This window comes from Streptomyces sp. NPDC047869 (assembly GCF_040704065.1).
In the GTDB taxonomy this organism is placed as follows: domain Bacteria; phylum Actinomycetota; class Actinomycetes; order Streptomycetales; family Streptomycetaceae; genus Streptomyces.
Window position 1 is genome coordinate 41,271 of record NZ_JBEYRK010000031.1, and the last position, 16,064, is coordinate 57,334.

A 16,064-nucleotide genomic window follows, 5' to 3' on the forward strand; every position below is an offset into this window, starting at 1 on the left:
CAGGCCGATCCGCGCGGGATCAGAAGTCCATGTCACCGCCCGGCATGCCGCCCGGAGCGGCCGCGGCGGCCTTCTCCGGCTTGTCGGCGATGACGGCCTCGGTGGTGAGGAACAGCGCGGCGATGGAGGCGGCGTTCTGCAGCGCGGAACGGGTCACCTTCGCCGGGTCGATGATGCCCTCGGCGACCAGGTCGACGTACTCGCCGGTCGCGGCGTTCAGGCCGTGGCCCGGGGTCAGGTTGCGCACCTTCTCCACCACGACACCGCCCTCGAGGCCGGCGTTGACGGCGATCTGCTTCAGCGGGGCCTCGAGCGCGAGCTTCACGGCCTGGGCGCCGGTCGCCTCGTCACCCTCGAGCTCCAGCTTCTCGAAGACCTGGGAGGCCTGCAGCAGGGCCACGCCACCACCGGCGACGATGCCCTCCTCGACGGCGGCCTTCGCGTTGCGGACGGCGTCCTCGATGCGGTGCTTGCGCTCCTTGAGCTCCACCTCGGTGGCGGCACCGGCCTTGATGACCGCGACACCGCCGGCGAGCTTCGCCAGGCGCTCCTGCAGCTTCTCGCGGTCGTAGTCCGAGTCGCTGTTCTCGATCTCGGCGCGGATCTGGTTCACGCGGCCCTGCACCTGCTCCGAGGAGCCGGCACCGTCCACGATGGTGGTCTCGTCCTTGGTGACGACGACCTTGCGGGCGCGGCCCAGGAGGTCCAGGGTCGCGTTCTCCAGCTTGAGGCCGACCTCCTCGGAGATGACCTCGCCGCCCGTGAGGATGGCGATGTCGCCGAGCATGGCCTTGCGGCGGTCGCCGAAGCCCGGGGCCTTGACGGCGACGGACTTGAAGGTGCCGCGGATCTTGTTGACCACCAGGGTCGACAGGGCCTCGCCCTCGACGTCCTCGGCGATGATCAGCAGCGGCTTGCCCGACTGCATGACCTTCTCCAGCAGCGGGAGCAGGTCCTTGACGGAGCTGATCTTGGAGTTGGCGATGAGGATGTACGGGTCCTCGAGCGTCGCCTCCATGCGCTCCATGTCGGTCGCGAAGTAGGCGGAGATGTAGCCCTTGTCGAAGCGCATGCCCTCGGTGAGCTCGAGCTCGAGGCCGAAGGTGTTGCTCTCCTCGACGGTGATGACGCCTTCCTTGCCGACCTTGTCCATGGCCTCGGCGATCAGCTCGCCGATCTGGGTGTCGGCGGCGGAGATGGACGCGGTGGAGGCGATCTGCTCCTTGGTCTCGACGTCCTTCGCCTGCTCCAGCAGGGCGGCGGAGACGGCCTCGACGGCCTTCTCGATACCGCGCTTCAGGGCCATCGGGTTGGCACCGGCGGCGACGTTGCGCAGGCCTTCCTTGACCAGGGCCTGGGCGAGCACGGTCGCGGTGGTCGTACCGTCACCGGCGACGTCGTCCGTCTTCTTGGCGACTTCCTTGACCAGCTCGGCGCCGATCTTCTCGTACGGGTCCTCGAGCTCGATCTCCTTGGCGATGGAGACACCATCGTTGGTGATCGTGGGGGCGCCCCACTTCTTCTCGAGGACGACGTTGCGGCCCTTGGGGCCGAGCGTCACCTTGACGGCGTCCGCGAGCTGGTTCATGCCGCGCTCGAGGCCGCGCCGCGCCTCCTCGTCGAACGCGATGATCTTGGCCATGTGAAGTGGTCCCTCCAGGACTGGGGGTGATTCCTTCGGACCGCGCCCGCGCCCGCGACGGACGGCTCGCCGGCCGCGTGGTTCCTTCCCCCACTTGGCCTGCGGGCCTCACCGACCCGGTCCTCGTTGTCACTCTCACCTTCAGAGTGCTAACGCAATGATTAGCACTCGGCATGCCCGAGTGCAAGCGCCTCCCGGGGTACGGGCGGCCCCGTCAGCCGCCCGCGAACACAGGGGCCCGGGCACGGCGAAGGGCCCGCACCCTGTGCGAGGTGCGGGCCCTTCGTGCAAGAAACGTTCAGGCGCTGAGGCGAACCATGTCGGCCTGCGGGCCCTTCTGGCCCTGCGAGATCTCGAACTCCACCCGCTGGCCCTCTTCCAGGGTGCGGTAGCCGTCCATCTGAATGGCGCTGTAGTGGACGAATACGTCCGCACCACCGTCGACCGCGATGAAGCCGTACCCCTTCTCCGCGTTGAACCACTTGACGGTGCCCTGAGCCATGCCTAACTCCCCTATTACTGGCCCTTGCACAGATCCACACTTCGCGGACCCGGGTCAGACCTCACCCCCCATTGGCCGGGGGCGTGCGCCGGAACGCGTCGACCGCCGCTGAATGTATCTGCCCAACTGCCGTCTGCAACAGGTCAATCGGACGAGAAATATGGACGCGAACGGTCCGGAATGTAGCGTGAATTCGCCCGAATTCAGGGCAAGTCGGGCTCCATAAAATACACAAAAGCCGCAGAAAGCACCCACAGTTTGGCTACTTCTTGTCGGGTGCATCGCGGTGAATCCAGGGCCCCTGACCCATGGTCCGGGAGCGGGTTCCCCAACTCTACCGCGCTCAATCACACAGAATGGCCCCCTCCGTTTCTCGCGCGGGGGAGGCCATTCAACGAACAATCGGTAACCGGCGTTACCGAAGGTAATGATCGGTCATTCTGTCAGTCAGCCGCCGGCGACCGCCGGAATGATGGAGACACCGGCGCCGTCCGGGGTCGCGGTCTGCAGACCCTGCTCGAATCGGACATCGTCGTCGTTGACGTACACGTTGACGAAGCGGCGCAGCTTGCCCTGGTCGTCCAGCACCCGCGCGGCGATCCCGGTGTGGTTCTTCTCCAGGTTCTCGATGACCTCGGCGAGGTTCGCGCCGTCGGCGGCGACCTCGGCCTTCCCGCCGGTGTAGGTGCGCAGGATGGTGGGGATGCGAACGGTCACGCTCATGCGAGGCCAGCCTCTCGGAAGGAGTCCAGGTTCGGGCGGATGGTGGCGGTGAGGCCGGTGCCGGCCACCGCGTCGAGGGTCTTGAGGCCGTCGCCGGTGTTGAGGACGACCGTGGTCTTCGCCGGGTCCAGCACGCCCGCCTTGAGCAGCTTGCGGGTGACGCCGACGGTCACTCCGCCCGCCGTCTCCGCGAAGATGCCCTCGGTCCGGGCCAGCAGCTTGATCGCGTCCACGACCTCCTCGTCCGTCACGTCCTCCACCGCTCCGCCGGTGCGGCGCGCGATGTCCAGGACGTACGGCCCGTCGGCCGGGTTGCCGATGGCGAGGGACTTGGCGATGGTGTTCGGCTTCTGCGGCCGTACGACGTCGTGGCCCGCCTTGTACGCGGTCGACACCGGCGAGCAGCCCTCGGCCTGGGCACCGAAGATCTTGTACGGCCGGTCCTCGACCAGGCCGAGTTCGATCAGCTCCCGCAGACCCTTGTCGATCTTCGTGAGCTGGGAGCCGGAGGCGATCGGGACCACGATCTGGTCGGGCAGCCGCCAGCCGAGCTGCTCGCAGATCTCGTACGCCAGCGTCTTGGAGCCCTCGGCGTAGTACGGGCGCAGGTTGACGTTGACGAAGCCCCAGCCCTCGCCGGCCGGGTCGCCGATCAGCTCGGAGCAGAAACGGTTCACGTCGTCGTAGTTGCCCTCGATGCCGACGAGTTCGCCACCGTAGATCGCGGCCATGACGACCTTGCCCTGCTCCAGGTCGTGCGGGATGAACACGCAGGAGCGCAGGCCGGCCCGGGCGGCGGCGGCGCCGACGGCACCGGCGAGGTTGCCGGTGGAGGAGCAGGACAGGGTGGTGAAGCCGAAGGCGCGCGCGGCCTCCAGGGCCTGGGCGACGACGCGGTCCTTGAAGGAGTGCGTCGGGTTGCCGGAGTCGTCCTTCACGTACAGCCCGCCGGTGACGCCCAGCTCGTGGGCCAGGTTGTCGGCCTTGACGAGCTTGGTCCAGCCGGGGTTGAGGTTCGGCTTCCGGGCCACGTCGGCGGGGACGGGCAGCAGGGGCGCGTAGCGCCAGATGTTCGCGGGACCCGCCTCGATGCGCCGGCGCAGCTCTTCGGTGTCGTAGGCGGAGAAGTCGTAGGCGATCTCCAGCGGGCCGAAACACTCCTCGCACGCGAAGACCGGTCCGAGGGGTACCCGGTGTCCGCATTCGCGACAGCTCAGGGCAGCGGCGGGGCCGAGATCGACGGCGGGATTGCTGGTGCTTGCAACTGTCTGCACAGCCATGGAGGCGAGGCCCTTTCTCCTCATCTTCCTCACGACGCATCTCGCCGTGAGACGGATTTGGCACCTTCCCTGGCCGGGAGCCTCGCGCGAAAACGAGTGCGGCTCAGGGGGGTTGCCGGGGCTTCATCGGGCCGTGTCCCTCTGCCCCTCTGGATGAGCGGTATTCGGTTGTGAACGCCGGGCGACCCCCGACATGCGATGGTCATCGGCGTTGTTCAAGACTGTAACCGACGGCCGGGACAGTTGAGATAGTCGTCCGAACCGCGAGATGCATCACCCTCCCCCAACAGGTGTGATCACGACAGTGAGGAGCCGCAGACCGTGCTGGAAGAAGTCGAGCGCTGGCTGGCCACCCGCTCCTGGTCCGTGGCCGACCGCCCGCTGCACGGAGTCCTGGCCGCCAAGCAGCGCACCGGGCAGTCCGTCTCCGTCGTCCTGCCCGCGCTCAACGAGGAGGAGACGGTCGGCAACATCGTCGCCGTCATCCGTCACGACCTCATGCGGCAGGCTCCGCTGGTCGACGAGATCGTCGTCGTCGACTCCGGCTCCACCGACCGCACCTCGGAGGTCGCCGCCGCGGCCGGCGCCCGGGTGGTGCACCGCGACAGCGTCCTGCCGCGCATACCGGCCGTCCCCGGCAAGGGCGAGGTGCTGTGGCGCTCGCTGCTGGCGACGAGCGGGGACATCGTCTGCTTCATCGACGCCGACCTGAGGGAGTTCTCCTCCGACTTCGTCCTCGGCATCGTCGGCCCGCTGCTCACCGAGCCGGACGTCGACCTGGTCAAGGCGATGTACGACCGCCCGCTCACCGTGCCCGACGGGCGCGCCTCCGGCACGGCCGCCGCCGGACAGGGCGGCCGGGTCACCGAGCTGATGGCCCGCCCGCTGCTGAACATGCACTGGCCGCAGCTCGCCGGCTTCGTGCAGCCGCTGGGCGGGGAGTACGCGGCCCGCCGCTCGCTGCTGGAGCAGCTCCCGTTCCCGGTGGGCTACGGCGTGGAGCTGGGCATGCTGGTGGACGCGCTGCACCTGGTGGGCCTGGACGCGCTGGCCCAGGTGGACGTGGGGGTGCGCAGGCACCGGCACCAGGACGGGCAGGCACTCGGCCGGATGGCCGCGGCGATCTACCGCACCGCCCAGCTCCGGTTGGCCCGCGGCCACCTCGTACGGCCGTCGCTCACCCAGTTCGAACGGGGCGAGGACGGGTTCGAGCCGCGCACCTACTCGGTGGACACCGAGGAGCGGCCGCCGATGGTGCAGATCGCGGAGTACGCGCACCGCAAGGTGGCCTGAGCGGCCCGGCGCGCGGTGCGGTGGACGCGGAAGAACGGCCGTATACAGTCCCCTTCCGGGGCGGAGCGTACGTTTGAGCGTTTCCGGGCCGGGCTAGGTTGAGAATCATGGCTTCCACGCAGGGTGCTGAGGTGCTGGTCGCGTCCAACCGCGGCCCGGTTTCGTACGAGGTGCTCGAGGACGGCTCGCTGAGCGCCAGACGGGGCGGGGGCGGGCTGGTCTCGGGGCTGTCGGCCATCGGGCCGGACCACAACGCGGTGTGGGTCTGCGCCGCGCTCGGCGACGGCGACCGGGAGGCGGTACGGCGGGCGGGCGGAGGTCTGCTGCCGGCCGAGGACACCGGCGAGCAGCGGGTGCGGATGCTCGACATCGACGCGACCGTGTTCGCCGACGCCTACAACGGCATCGCCAACTCGGTGCTCTGGTTCGTCCACCACATGCTGTACCAGACCCCGCTGGAGCCGGTCCTCGACGCGGAGTTCCGCCGCCAGTGGGCCTCGTACCAGGCGTACAACCGGGCGTTCGCCGAGGCGCTGGCGCAGGAGGCGGCCGAGGGTGCCGCGGTGCTCATCCAGGACTACCACCTGGCCCTCGCCCCGCGGATGCTCCGGCAGCTCCGTCCCGACCTGCGCATCGGCCACTTCTCGCACACCCCGTGGGCCCCGCCGGACTACTTCCGGCTGCTGCCCGACGACATCGCCGCCGAGCTGCTGACCGGCATCCTCGGCGCGGACCGGGCGGCGTTCCTGACCAGGCGCTGGGCGGACGCGTTCACGGACTGCTGCCACGCGGTGCTCGGCCCCGGCATCCCGTCCGGGACCCGGATCGGGGTGCACGGGCTCGGCGCGGACGCGGACTTCCTGCGCGAGCGGGCGCACCGGCCGGACGTGGACGAGCGGATGACGGCCCTGCGCGCGGAGATCGGCGAGGGGCGCCGGACCATCGTCCGGGTGGACCGCACCGAGCTGTCCAAGAACATCGTGCGCGGACTGCTGGCGTACCGGCAGCTCCTGGAGGGCCACCCGGAGTGGCGCGAGCGGGTGGTGCACATCGCGTTCGCCTACCCCTCGCGGCAGGACCTCGCGGTCTACCGCGACTACACGGCCGAGGTGCAACGGGTCGCGGACGAGATCAACTCCCGTTACGGGACGCCCGGCTGGACGCCGGTGGTGCTGCATGTGAAGGACGACTTCGCCCGCTCGCTGGCCGCCTACCGGCTCGCGGACGTGGCCCTGGTCAACCCGATCCGGGACGGCATGAACCTGGTCGCCAAGGAGGTGCCGGTCGTCTCCGACGAGGGGTGCGCGCTGGTGCTGTCGCGCGAGGCCGGGGCGTACGAGGAGCTGGGCGAGGACGCGATCGTGGTCAACCCGTACGACGTCGTGGGGACGGCGGACGCGCTGCACACCGCGCTGGGCCTGCCCCAGGGCGAGCGGGCGGAGCGGTCCAAGCGACTGGCCGCCGCCGCCATCGCGCTGCCGCCGGCGCAGTGGTTCCTGGACCAGCTCGGCGCGCTGACCGGCTGAGGGTCCGGCGGGGCCGGGTCAGCCGAGCCTGGCCGCCAGGGCGCGCAGGAGCGCGACGACCCCCTCCGGGCCGTCGACCACCAGGTCCGCCCGTTCGGCCAGTTCCGTGACCTCGGTGCTGCCGCTGCAGACCAGCAGGCCGGGGACGCCCTCGGCGCGGAGTTCCCCGACGGCCGCGAAGGCGGGCAGGTCGCCGAGGTCGTCGCCCGCGTAGAGGACGGACCCGGCGGCGGTGCGGCGGACGTGGTCGAGGAGGGCGACGCCCTTGTCCATGCCGGGCGGGCGCAGTTCCAGGACCAGCCGGCCGGGTTCGACGATCAGGCCGTGCCGGGCGGCGAGTTCGGTGAGGGGCCCGCGCAGGGCCTCGAAGGCGGCCTGGGGGTCGTCGGCGCGGCGGGTGTGCACGGCGACGGCCCGGCCCTTGTCCTCGGTCCAGGTGCCGTGCCCGGCGCCGGCGCGCTCCAGCAGCCCGGGCAGTTCGGCGCGGACCGCGGCCACACCGGGGTGCGGCGGGGGCGCGGTCACCTCGCCGGTCGCGGCGTCCCAGCGTTCGGCGCCGTAGTGGCCGAGGACGGTGAGGTGTTCCAGGCCGGGCACGTCCGCGAAGCCGCCGTAGCGCACCGCGACCTCGGGGGGCCGGCCGGTGACCACGGCGACGGAGGCCACCTCGGGGGCGAGCGCGGCGAGCGCGGGAACGGCGTCCGGGTGGGCGCGGGCCTGCTCGGGGTCGGCGACGATCGGGGCGAGGGTGCCGTCGAAGTCGAGGCCGATCACCGCCGCGCGGGGCTTGGCCAGCAGCGTGTGCAGTCCGTCGCGGCCCGCCTGGGTCGCCGGGGTCGGCAGGAGGTCCATACAGGGACAGTATCCGGCGCGGGCCCGGGTCACTCCTGGAGCGTTCCTCCCGGTCCGGGCCGGCGGTTCAGCGCTCCTGGCGGCGGGCCTCCCGCACCCGGCGCAGGCGGTTGACCGTGACCGGGTCCGCGGCGAGCGCCCGGGCGTCGTCCAGGAGGGCGTTGAGGAGCTGGTAGTAGCGCACCGGGGCGAGGCCCAGTTCCTCGCGGATGGCCCGTTCCTTCGCGCCGGGGCCGGCGAAGCCCCGGCGTTCCAGCGCGAGGATGGCCTGTTCGCGGCTGCCCAGTTCCTCCATGCGGCCAACCGTAGCGCCGGGCACCGACAGCCGGTCTCAGTTGACGTCGGCGCTGTCCGCGGCCGACGCCGTCGACTGGAGCCGGGACAGCACGTCGGCGGGGCTGCCGCCGGGGGCGACCGCCTGGCCGATGTTCTTCTTCACGGCCGCGCTGACCGAGGCCCACGAGGTCTTGCCGACCGGGTAGAGCTGGGAGAGCGGGAGTTCGTCGAGGAAGGGGCGCAGGACCTTGTCGCCGGCCGCGTCCGAGCCGGACATGGCGCGGGACGCGGAGTCGGTCACCGGCAGCAGTCCGTACTCGCGGGAGAAGGCGAGGACGTTCTTCTTCTCGTAGACGAAGTCGAGGAAGTCGCCGATCTCGCGGGCGTGCCCGTTCTGCCGGAAGCCCATCATCCAGTCGGCGACGCCCATGGAGGCCTTGGTCCGGCCGGTGCGGCCCGGCATCGGGACCGTGCCGAACTTCACGCCCTTCTTGGCGGCCTGCTGGATCAGCGTGGGGTGGCCGTTGAGCATGCCGACCTGGCCGTCCGTGAAGGCGGTGAAGGCGTCCGCGCGGTTCAGCTTGCCGGGGGCGACCGGGCCGGTCAGGCCCTTGCCGACCAGGTCGTCCTTGAGCCAGGTGAAGGTCTCCACGTTCTTCGCGGAGTCGATGCTGTAGGCGCCGATGTCGTCGGTGTAGCCGTCGCCGCCGCCCAGCAGCCACTGCATGGTCTCGGCCTGGGCCTCCTCCGGGCCGAGCGGCAGCGCGTAGGGGTACTTCACGCCCTTGTCCTTGAGCGCGCGGGCGTCGGCCGCCAGCTCGTCCCAGTTGGTGGGCGGGGTGATGCCCGCCTGGCTGAACAGGGTCTTGTTGTAGAAGAGCACCCGGGTGGAGGCCGCGAAGGGGATGCCGTACTGCACGTGCTTCCACTGGCCGGCGTCGGAGAGCGCGGCGAGGAAGTCGGCCTGGGTGCGTATGGAGAGCAGGTCGGAGGCCTGGTACAGCTCGCCCGCGGCCGCGTAGTCGGCGTAGGCGCCGATCTGCGCCAGGTCGGGGGCGTGCCCGGCGTCGACCATCTCCTTGACCTTGCGGTCGACGTCGTTCCAGGAGTAGACGCTGACCTCGACCTTCACCCCGTGCTCGGCCTCGTACTCCTTGGCCAGCCCGTCCCAGTACTTCTTGGAGCCGTTCGCCGCCGAGTCGCCGTAGTCGGCAGCGACGAGTCTGAGGGTCACGTCGGAGGAGTCCGTGCTCCCGCAGCCGCCGAGGACCGCCGTCATGCCCAGTGCGGACACCACCGCGATCGTTCCTGCCGTACGCCGACGCACCCTCAAAGCCCCAACCCTGCTGTCTGACCGTTCAATATGTGGACACATAAGGTCTACACCACGTGAGTGGACTAGACCTCTTGCGGGTCCGGGGGCCACACTGTCCCCCGTGAGACATGTCATCGCCCTGGACGTGGGCGGTACCGGGATGAAGGCCGCCCTCGTCGGAGACGACGGCGAGCTGCTGCACCGCGCCCGCCGGGCGACGGGGCGCGAGCGCGGGCCGGACGCGGTGGTCGGGACGATCCTCGGCTTCGCCGCCGAACTGCGCGCGTACGGCGTCGAGACCTACGGCGAGCCGGCCGCGGCGGCCGGCATCGCGGTCCCCGGCATCGTCGACGACGAGCACGGGATCGCCGTGTACGCCGCCAACCTCGGCTGGCGGGACGTACCCCTGCGCGCCCTGCTCGCCGAGCGGCTCGGCGTCCCGGTGGCGCTCGGCCACGACGTGCGCACCGGCGGGCTCGCCGAGGGACGGATCGGCGCGGGCAAGGGCGCCGACCGGTTCCTGTTCGTACCGCTGGGCACCGGGATCGCCGGAGCCATCGGCGTGGACGGCCGGGTGGAGGCGGGCGCGCACGGCTTCGCCGGCGAGATCGGGCACATCGTCGTACGGCCCGGGGGCACCCCATGCCCCTGCGGACAGCACGGCTGCCTGGAGCGGTACGCCTCCGCGTCCGCCGTCAGCGAGGCATGGGCCGCGGCCTGCGGGGACCCGGAGGCGGACGCGGCCGACTGCGCCAAGGCCGTCGCGTCCGGTGACCCGAACGCCGTCCGGGTGTGGCAGGAGGCGGTGGACGCGCTGGCCGACGGGCTGGTCACCGCGCTCACCCTGCTGGACCCGCGCACGCTGATCATCGGTGGCGGTCTGGCCGAGGCGGGGGAAGTGTTGTTCCAGCCGCTGCGGGACGCCGTACGGCGCCGGGTCACCTTCCAGAAAATGCCGTCCATCGTCCCCGCCGCCCTCGGCGACACCGCCGGCTGCCTGGGCGCGGGACTTCTCGCCCGGGATCTCCTCGACTCCACCGACCCCTCGGAGGTAACCGCCTGATGGCTCCCAGCTTGGTTCTCGCAGGTGCTCGGGTGGTGCTGCCCACCGGGGTGGTGGACGACGGACGCGTGACCGTGGAGGGCACCAGGATCACCGCGGCCGGCGCGCCGGACACCGGGGGCACCGCGGCCCCGGCCGGTGCCGAGGTGATCGACGTGAGCGGTCACTGGCTGGTCCCGGGCTTCGTGGACATCCACAACCACGGCGGCGGCGGGGCGTCCTTCTCCGGCACGGCCGAGGAGATCCTCACCGCCGTCCGCACCCACCGGCGGCACGGCACCACCACGCTGGTCGCCTCCACCGTCACCGACGAGATGGACCTGCTGGTCCGGCAGGCCGGGCTGCTGAGCGAGCTGGCCGAGCAGGGGGACATCGCGGGCATCCACTTCGAGGGACCGTTCATCTCGCCGTGCCGCAAGGGCGCGCACTCCGAGGAACTGCTGCGCGACCCGGAGCCGGCCGAGGTGCGCAAGCTGATCGACGCCGGGCGCGGCCGGGCCAGGATGGTCACGCTCGCCACGGAACTGCCGGGCGGCATCGACTCGGTGCGGCTGCTCGCCGAGCACGGGGTGATCGCGGCGGTCGGGCACACGGACGCCACCTACGAGCAGACCGTCGCGGCCATCGACGCGGGCGCCACGGTCGCCACCCACCTCTTCAACGCCATGCCCACCCTGGGCCACCGCTCCCCCGGCCCCATCGCCGCCCTGCTCCAGGACGAGCGGGTCACCGTCGAGCTGATCAACGACGGCACCCATCTGCACCCCGCCGCGCTTGAGCTGGCGTTCCATCACGCGGGCGCCGACCGGGTCGCGTTCATCACCGACGCGATGGACGCGGCCGGCATCGGCGACGGCCGCTACATGCTCGGCCCGCTGGAGGTCGAGGTCAGCGAGGGCGTGGCCCGGCTGGTGCACGGCGGTTCGATCGCCGGCTCCACGCTGACCCTGGACCGCGCGTTCAAGCGGGCGGTGACGGTCGACGGGCTGCCGGTGCGGGACGCCGTCACCGCCCTGTCCGTGAACCCGGCCCGCCTGCTGGGCCTGTCCGACCGCATCGGCTCCCTGGAGCCCGGCAAGAACGCCGACCTGGTGCTGCTGGACGCGGACTTCGACCTCAAGGGCGTGCTGCGCCAGGGGGAATGGGTCGTCAAGCCCCAACTGCCCTGATCCGTTCCGGCGTCGAGAGACGGTGACCGACCCTCGCACTGGGCCGGCCGCCGTCTCTTTGGCATGATCGGGTCCCCGCAAACCGATGGCGCGACGGACTTCGAGGGAGGTCGGACCCGGTGATCCTCACGGTCACACTGAACACCGCTCTCGACATCACCTACCGCGTACGGTCGCTGCGGCCGCACACCTCGCACCGGGTCTCCCAGGTCCTCGAACGGCCGGGCGGCAAGGGCGTGAACGTGGCCCGGGTCCTGGCCGCCCTCGGCCACGAGGTGACGGCCACCGGCTTCGCGGGCGGCGCCACCGGCCGGGTCCTGCGCGAACACCTCGCGGACACACCCCGGGTGACGGACGCGCTGGTGCCCATCGGGGGGGCCACCCGGCGCACGGTCGCCGTCGTCGACGAGCGGACCGGCGACACCACCCAGCTCAACGAGCCGGGCCCGCAGATAGCCCCGGCCGAATGGGCGGCCTTCCAGGACCGGTACGCGGAACTGCTCGGCCGTGCCACGGCGGTGGCCCTGTCCGGCAGCCTTCCGCCGGGCGTGCCGGTGGGCGCGTACGCGGGGCTGATACGCGCGGCCCGCGCCCACGGCGTCCCCGTGCTGCTGGACGCCGGCGGGGAGCCGCTGCGCCGCGGGGTGGCGGCCCGCCCCGACATCATCAAGCCGAACGCCGAGGAACTGGCCGAACTCACCGGCTCGCACGAGCCGGTGCGTGCCACCCAGGACGCCCGCCGACGCGGCGCCCACGCGGTGGTCGCCTCCCTCGGCCCGGAGGGCCTGCTCGCGGCCACCCCCGAGGGCCGCTGGCGGGCGCTCCCTCCCACCCGAATCCACGGCAACCCGACCGGCGCGGGCGACTCGGCGGTGGCGGGCCTGCTGTCGGGCCTCGTGCAGCGGCTCCCCTGGCCGGACCGATTGTCCCGCGCGGTCGCGTTGTCGGCGGCGACTGTGCTGGCGCCGGTGGCGGGAGAGTTCGACCGTGGGTCCTATGAGGAGTTGCGGAGGCGGGTGTCAGTGACGCATGAAGTCACCGCGGCTTGAAACCGGTCAATCATGGCTGACGGCCATCGACGCACATCCCCCTTTAAAACATATGATCGCCAGCGACCAAAGACCTAGTTCTCGCTGGGGGAACACAGGCGCAAATCACTGGCCTTGAAGCAACTCGCGGCGCTCGGTCTGGCCTCGATGGGACTCGTCATCTCCATGAGTTCCACGGCCTCGGCCGATCAAGCGGGCGTCTGGATGAAGGATGGCCACTACTTCAGCGTCCGAAGCACCGCCAGCACCTCATCGGCCATACTTCACTCGGTTACCGACCCTAATGCCAGGATTCCTTGCACCACGACCCCGTGCACACGGCAAAACAACGGTGGCTCATACAAGTGCTGGACTGGGGGCCCTTCCGGCAATGACTGGGTCAAGGTGAAGGCGGACGGAAAGACGGGTTGGGTGGCCGTCCTCTGCGTCGAGGGCGGACGCATCTGAATAGAGGGTGTAGCGGCCTCGGCGGCCACCGAGGCCGCTACACCACTTCGGGGCTCAGCCGCCGGACTTGACCCAGCCCTTCACCAGCCACAGCCTGTCGACGAGGGCGTCGCACTGGCCCGCCTGCCCACAGGAGACGGACACGGTGTTGTGCCCCTTGTCGAGCTGGACGTAGTTGAACGTCTTCGTCCAGCCCTTCTCGTAGTCGCCGGCGCCCGCTCCCGACCAGTTCTTCAGCTTGATCGGAGTCGTCGAGGGCGTGCCGTTGACGGTGAGAATGGCGGCGCCGTCCTTGCCCGGCACGCTGTAGCCGACGTAGACGCTGTACTTGCCAGCCTCCGGGATGCCGTCGAGCGACCAGGTGATCGAGGCGCCGGCCTGGTTGAGTCCGGTCACATACTTGCCGTCCGCGGACGTCGCGCCCTTCACGTCGGAGGCCACGGTGGCACCGCCCGCCAGATGCACGGAGCTGTTCGCCGCGTCCGTCTTCGGCAGTTCGCCGGCCGGTGCCGAGGCGCTGTTCGACGGGCTGGGCCTGCCGCTCTGGGACTGGGTCGGGGAGGCGTCCGCCTGGTTGCCGGACTTGTCGTCGTCCGTGTTGCCGTTGATCATCGCCACACCGATGCCGATGACGACCGCGGCGACCACCGCGATGGCGCCGATCAGCAGGCCCTTGGTGTTCGGGCCGCGGCGCCCGCCGCCACCGCCGGCGGGCGGCATGGACTGCCTGCTCGTCGGTGCGCCGCCGGGCAGCGTCTCCGGGGCCTGGTAGTGGGCGTTCGGCTGGCCGTAGGCGCCCTGCTGCGGGACCGTGGGCTGCTGCTGGCCGTACGGGGCGGCCTGCGGGGCGTACTGGCGCTCGCCGACCGCGCGCACTCTGCTGACCGAGTTCGGATAGCCGTAGCCACCCGACGGCGGCTGCGCTCCTCGGGCCTGGCCGTCGGCGTAGAGGTAGCCGAACGGGTCGTCGTCCTCGGGCGTGCTCGCGCCGTTGTCGCCGGGCGTCATCCCTTGGTACTCCTCAACAGGTGCGGGTGGATGCGATACGGGTGTGGAATGGCGAGCCTACCCGCTCCGACTGAGCCAAACGGGTGACCCGTATCGCATCAGCTCACTGACCTGCGATTCATCCGGCACGCCGATGCTGTTTGGGACGAGATCGTTTCTCTACGTACATCCGTTCGTCGGCGGACTTCAGCACTTCGTCCGCCGTCATGCCGCAGTGCGCCCAGCCGATGCCGAAGCTCGCGCCCACCCGGACGGCCCGGTCCTCGGCGCGGATGGGCTGGATGATCTCGTTGCGCAGACGTACGGCGAGGTCCTGGGCGTCGGCCTTGCCGAGGCCGTCGGCGAGGATCACGAACTCGTCGCCGCCGAGCCGGGCGACCGTGTCGCCGTCGCGCACCCCGCGGGTCAGCCGCCGGGCGACCTCGATGAGCACCGCGTCGCCCGCGTTGTGGCCGAACCTGTCGTTGATCGACTTGAAGCCGTCCAGGTCGCAGAAGAGGACCGCGAGGCCCTTGGTGCCGTCGTCGTGGCCGTCCTCGGGCGCGACGGTGTGGACGTGGTGGTCGTAGCCGTCGAACGCCTCCACGCCCTGCGCGAAGTCGAAGCCGTGCCCGGGCGGGGCGTCGAAGGCGGGGTGGCCGTAGGCCGCGTCCAGGGACTCCAGGGCGCCGGCGTGGGACGGGCGGTGGCACAGGCGCGCGGAGAGCCGGGAGCGCAGCTCGGCGGAGTTCGGCAGGCCGGTGAGGGAGTCGTGGGAGGCGCGGTGGGCGAGCTGGAGCTCGCGGCGCTTGCGGTCCTCGATGTCCTCGACGTGGGTCAGCAGGAAGCGGGGCCCGTCGGCGGCGTCGGCGACGACGCTGTTGCGCAGGCTCACCCAGACGTAGCTGCCGTCGCGGCGGCCCAGGCGCAGCTCGGCCCGGCCGCCCTCGGCGGACGTCCGGAGCAGCGTGCCGATGTCCTCGGGGTGGACCAGGTCGGAGAAGGAGTAGCGGCGCATCGCGGAGGCGGGACGGCCGAGCAGCCGGCACAGGGCGTCGTTGGTGCGCAGGATGCGGCCGTGCTGGTCGCCGCCCATCTCGGCGATGGCCATGCCGGAGGGCGCGTACTCGAAGGCCTGCCGGAAGCTCTCCTCGCTGGCCCTGAGTGCCTGCTGCTCGCGCTCGAGGCGGACCAGGGCCCGCTGCATGTTGGAACGCAGACGCGCGTTGCTGATCGCGATGGCGGCCTGGAAGGCGTACATCTGCAGGGCCTCGCGGCCCCAGGCGCCGGGGTGACGGCCGTTGCGCGGCCGGTCGACGGATATGACGCCGAGCAACTCGCCCGAGGAGCCGCCGCCCTGTGCCCCGGGCGTGTACATCGGGGCGAAGAGGCGGTCGGAGGGGTGCCACTCGTCCTCGAAGCGCGGGGCGGGACCGTCGGTGTACCACTGCGGGACGTCGTCGTCGTCCAGCACCCAGCCCTCGGTGTGGGGTATGAACACGAGGTCACCCCACTGTTCGCCCATGCTCAGCCGCCGGTCCCAGGAGTCGCGGGAGCCGACCCGGCCGGTGATCAGGGCCTCGGCGGCGGAGTTGCCGGAGAAGGCGGCGATGACGAGATCCCCGTCGGGGCGCACGAGGTTGACGCACGCCAGCTCGTACCCGAGAGCACTGACCGCGCCGTCGGCGACCGTCTGCAGTGTGTCCGCCAGGCTGCGCGCCGTGTTCATGTCGGCCATGACCTGGTGCAGCTGCCGCAGGGACGCAAGGCGGACATACGGCTCCGACTCGGTCTCCATGCTCGCCCTCCCCCCGAGACCTCGCAGCGAATCAAGGGTTGTCTTCGGCCTTCCTTACGTGCGTCCCGTCGTCTCTCAGTGGTCTTCAGCCACTGAATCACAGCGCGCTGCTCACTCGGTACACAGGGTCAACAATATCTGC

Annotated in this window: 14 protein-coding genes and 1 riboswitch; of the genes, 5 read left to right on the plus strand and 9 right to left on the minus strand. The window is 71.0% G+C overall.

From position 1 onward, the window contains the following. Positions 1–19: 19 nt before the first annotated feature. The 4 genes from groL to thrC all read right to left on the minus strand — a co-directional run bounded on the left by groL (position 20) and on the right by thrC (position 4,147). The gene (groL, locus tag AB0924_RS30505; RefSeq protein ID WP_358930713.1) at positions 20–1,642 is read right to left on the minus strand and encodes a chaperonin GroEL; all 1,623 of its coding nucleotides are present in this window, start codon (positions 1,640–1,642) and stop codon (positions 20–22) included. Between the two features lie 298 nt (positions 1,643–1,940). Then, positions 1,941–2,144, minus strand: coding sequence for a cold-shock protein (locus AB0924_RS30510; RefSeq protein WP_004929928.1), 204 nt, complete (start codon positions 2,142–2,144; stop codon positions 1,941–1,943). A 447-nt stretch (positions 2,145–2,591) separates the two neighbouring features. Beyond that, on the minus strand, positions 2,592–2,867 hold the full coding sequence (locus AB0924_RS30515) for a MoaD/ThiS family protein (protein ID WP_358930711.1): 276 nt from the start codon (positions 2,865–2,867) through the stop codon (positions 2,592–2,594). Beyond that, positions 2,864–4,147, minus strand: a complete 1,284-nt coding sequence (gene thrC / locus AB0924_RS30520; protein ID WP_358930709.1) for a threonine synthase — start codon at positions 4,145–4,147, stop codon at positions 2,864–2,866. The genes AB0924_RS30515 and thrC overlap by 4 nt, the downstream gene beginning before the upstream one ends. 17 nt (positions 4,148–4,164) lie before the next feature. Then, a riboswitch (SAM riboswitch) is annotated at positions 4,165–4,307 on the minus strand. 161 nt (positions 4,308–4,468) lie between these two features. Between thrC and AB0924_RS30525 the strand changes: the two genes are divergently transcribed. Both AB0924_RS30525 and AB0924_RS30530 read left to right on the plus strand, forming a co-directional pair. Beyond that, the gene (locus AB0924_RS30525) at positions 4,469–5,440 is read left to right on the plus strand and encodes a glucosyl-3-phosphoglycerate synthase (RefSeq protein WP_366913093.1); all 972 of its coding nucleotides are present in this window, start codon (positions 4,469–4,471) and stop codon (positions 5,438–5,440) included. Positions 5,441–5,547: 107 nt separating this feature from the next. Beyond that, positions 5,548–6,966, plus strand: a complete 1,419-nt coding sequence (locus AB0924_RS30530; RefSeq protein ID WP_366913094.1) for a trehalose-6-phosphate synthase — start codon at positions 5,548–5,550, stop codon at positions 6,964–6,966. Positions 6,967–6,984: 18 nt separating this feature from the next. On the opposite strand, the gene otsB is transcribed toward AB0924_RS30530, so the two are convergent. The 3 genes from otsB to AB0924_RS30545 all read right to left on the minus strand — a co-directional run bounded on the left by otsB (position 6,985) and on the right by AB0924_RS30545 (position 9,391). Beyond that, the gene (gene otsB / locus AB0924_RS30535; RefSeq protein ID WP_358930703.1) at positions 6,985–7,818 is read right to left on the minus strand and encodes a trehalose-phosphatase; all 834 of its coding nucleotides are present in this window, start codon (positions 7,816–7,818) and stop codon (positions 6,985–6,987) included. A 67-nt stretch (positions 7,819–7,885) separates the two neighbouring features. Next, complete coding sequence (locus tag AB0924_RS30540; protein WP_358930701.1) at positions 7,886–8,113, minus strand: DUF3263 domain-containing protein; 228 nt, start codon at positions 8,111–8,113, stop codon at positions 7,886–7,888. Positions 8,114–8,149: 36 nt separating this feature from the next. Beyond that, entirely contained in the window at positions 8,150–9,391 is a 1,242-nt protein-coding gene (locus AB0924_RS30545) for an extracellular solute-binding protein (RefSeq protein WP_366913095.1), read from the minus strand. A 139-nt stretch (positions 9,392–9,530) separates the two neighbouring features. Here AB0924_RS30545 and AB0924_RS30550 point away from each other — a divergent pair, with 139 nt between their 5' ends. From AB0924_RS30550 to AB0924_RS30560, 3 genes are all read left to right on the plus strand, one after another. Beyond that, positions 9,531–10,472 (plus strand): ROK family protein, encoded by a 942-nt coding sequence (locus AB0924_RS30550; RefSeq protein WP_366913096.1) that lies wholly within the window; start codon positions 9,531–9,533, stop codon positions 10,470–10,472. Further along, positions 10,472–11,641 (plus strand): N-acetylglucosamine-6-phosphate deacetylase, encoded by a 1,170-nt coding sequence (gene nagA / locus AB0924_RS30555; protein WP_358930695.1) that lies wholly within the window; start codon positions 10,472–10,474, stop codon positions 11,639–11,641. Before AB0924_RS30550 ends, nagA begins: the two co-directional genes overlap by 1 nt. A 119-nt stretch (positions 11,642–11,760) precedes the next feature. Beyond that, positions 11,761–12,690 (plus strand): 1-phosphofructokinase family hexose kinase, encoded by a 930-nt coding sequence (locus AB0924_RS30560; RefSeq protein WP_358930693.1) that lies wholly within the window; start codon positions 11,761–11,763, stop codon positions 12,688–12,690. A gap of 501 nt (positions 12,691–13,191) precedes the next feature. Here the strand turns inward: AB0924_RS30560 and AB0924_RS30565 are convergent. Then, positions 13,192–14,145, minus strand: coding sequence for a carbohydrate-binding protein (locus tag AB0924_RS30565; protein ID WP_358930691.1), 954 nt, complete (start codon positions 14,143–14,145; stop codon positions 13,192–13,194). Between the two features lie 118 nt (positions 14,146–14,263). Then, positions 14,264–15,922: a diguanylate cyclase CdgB gene (cdgB, locus tag AB0924_RS30570; RefSeq protein ID WP_358930689.1), complete on the minus strand. Its 1,659-nt coding sequence runs from the start codon at positions 15,920–15,922 to the stop codon at positions 14,264–14,266. Positions 15,923–16,064 lie beyond the last annotated feature (142 nt).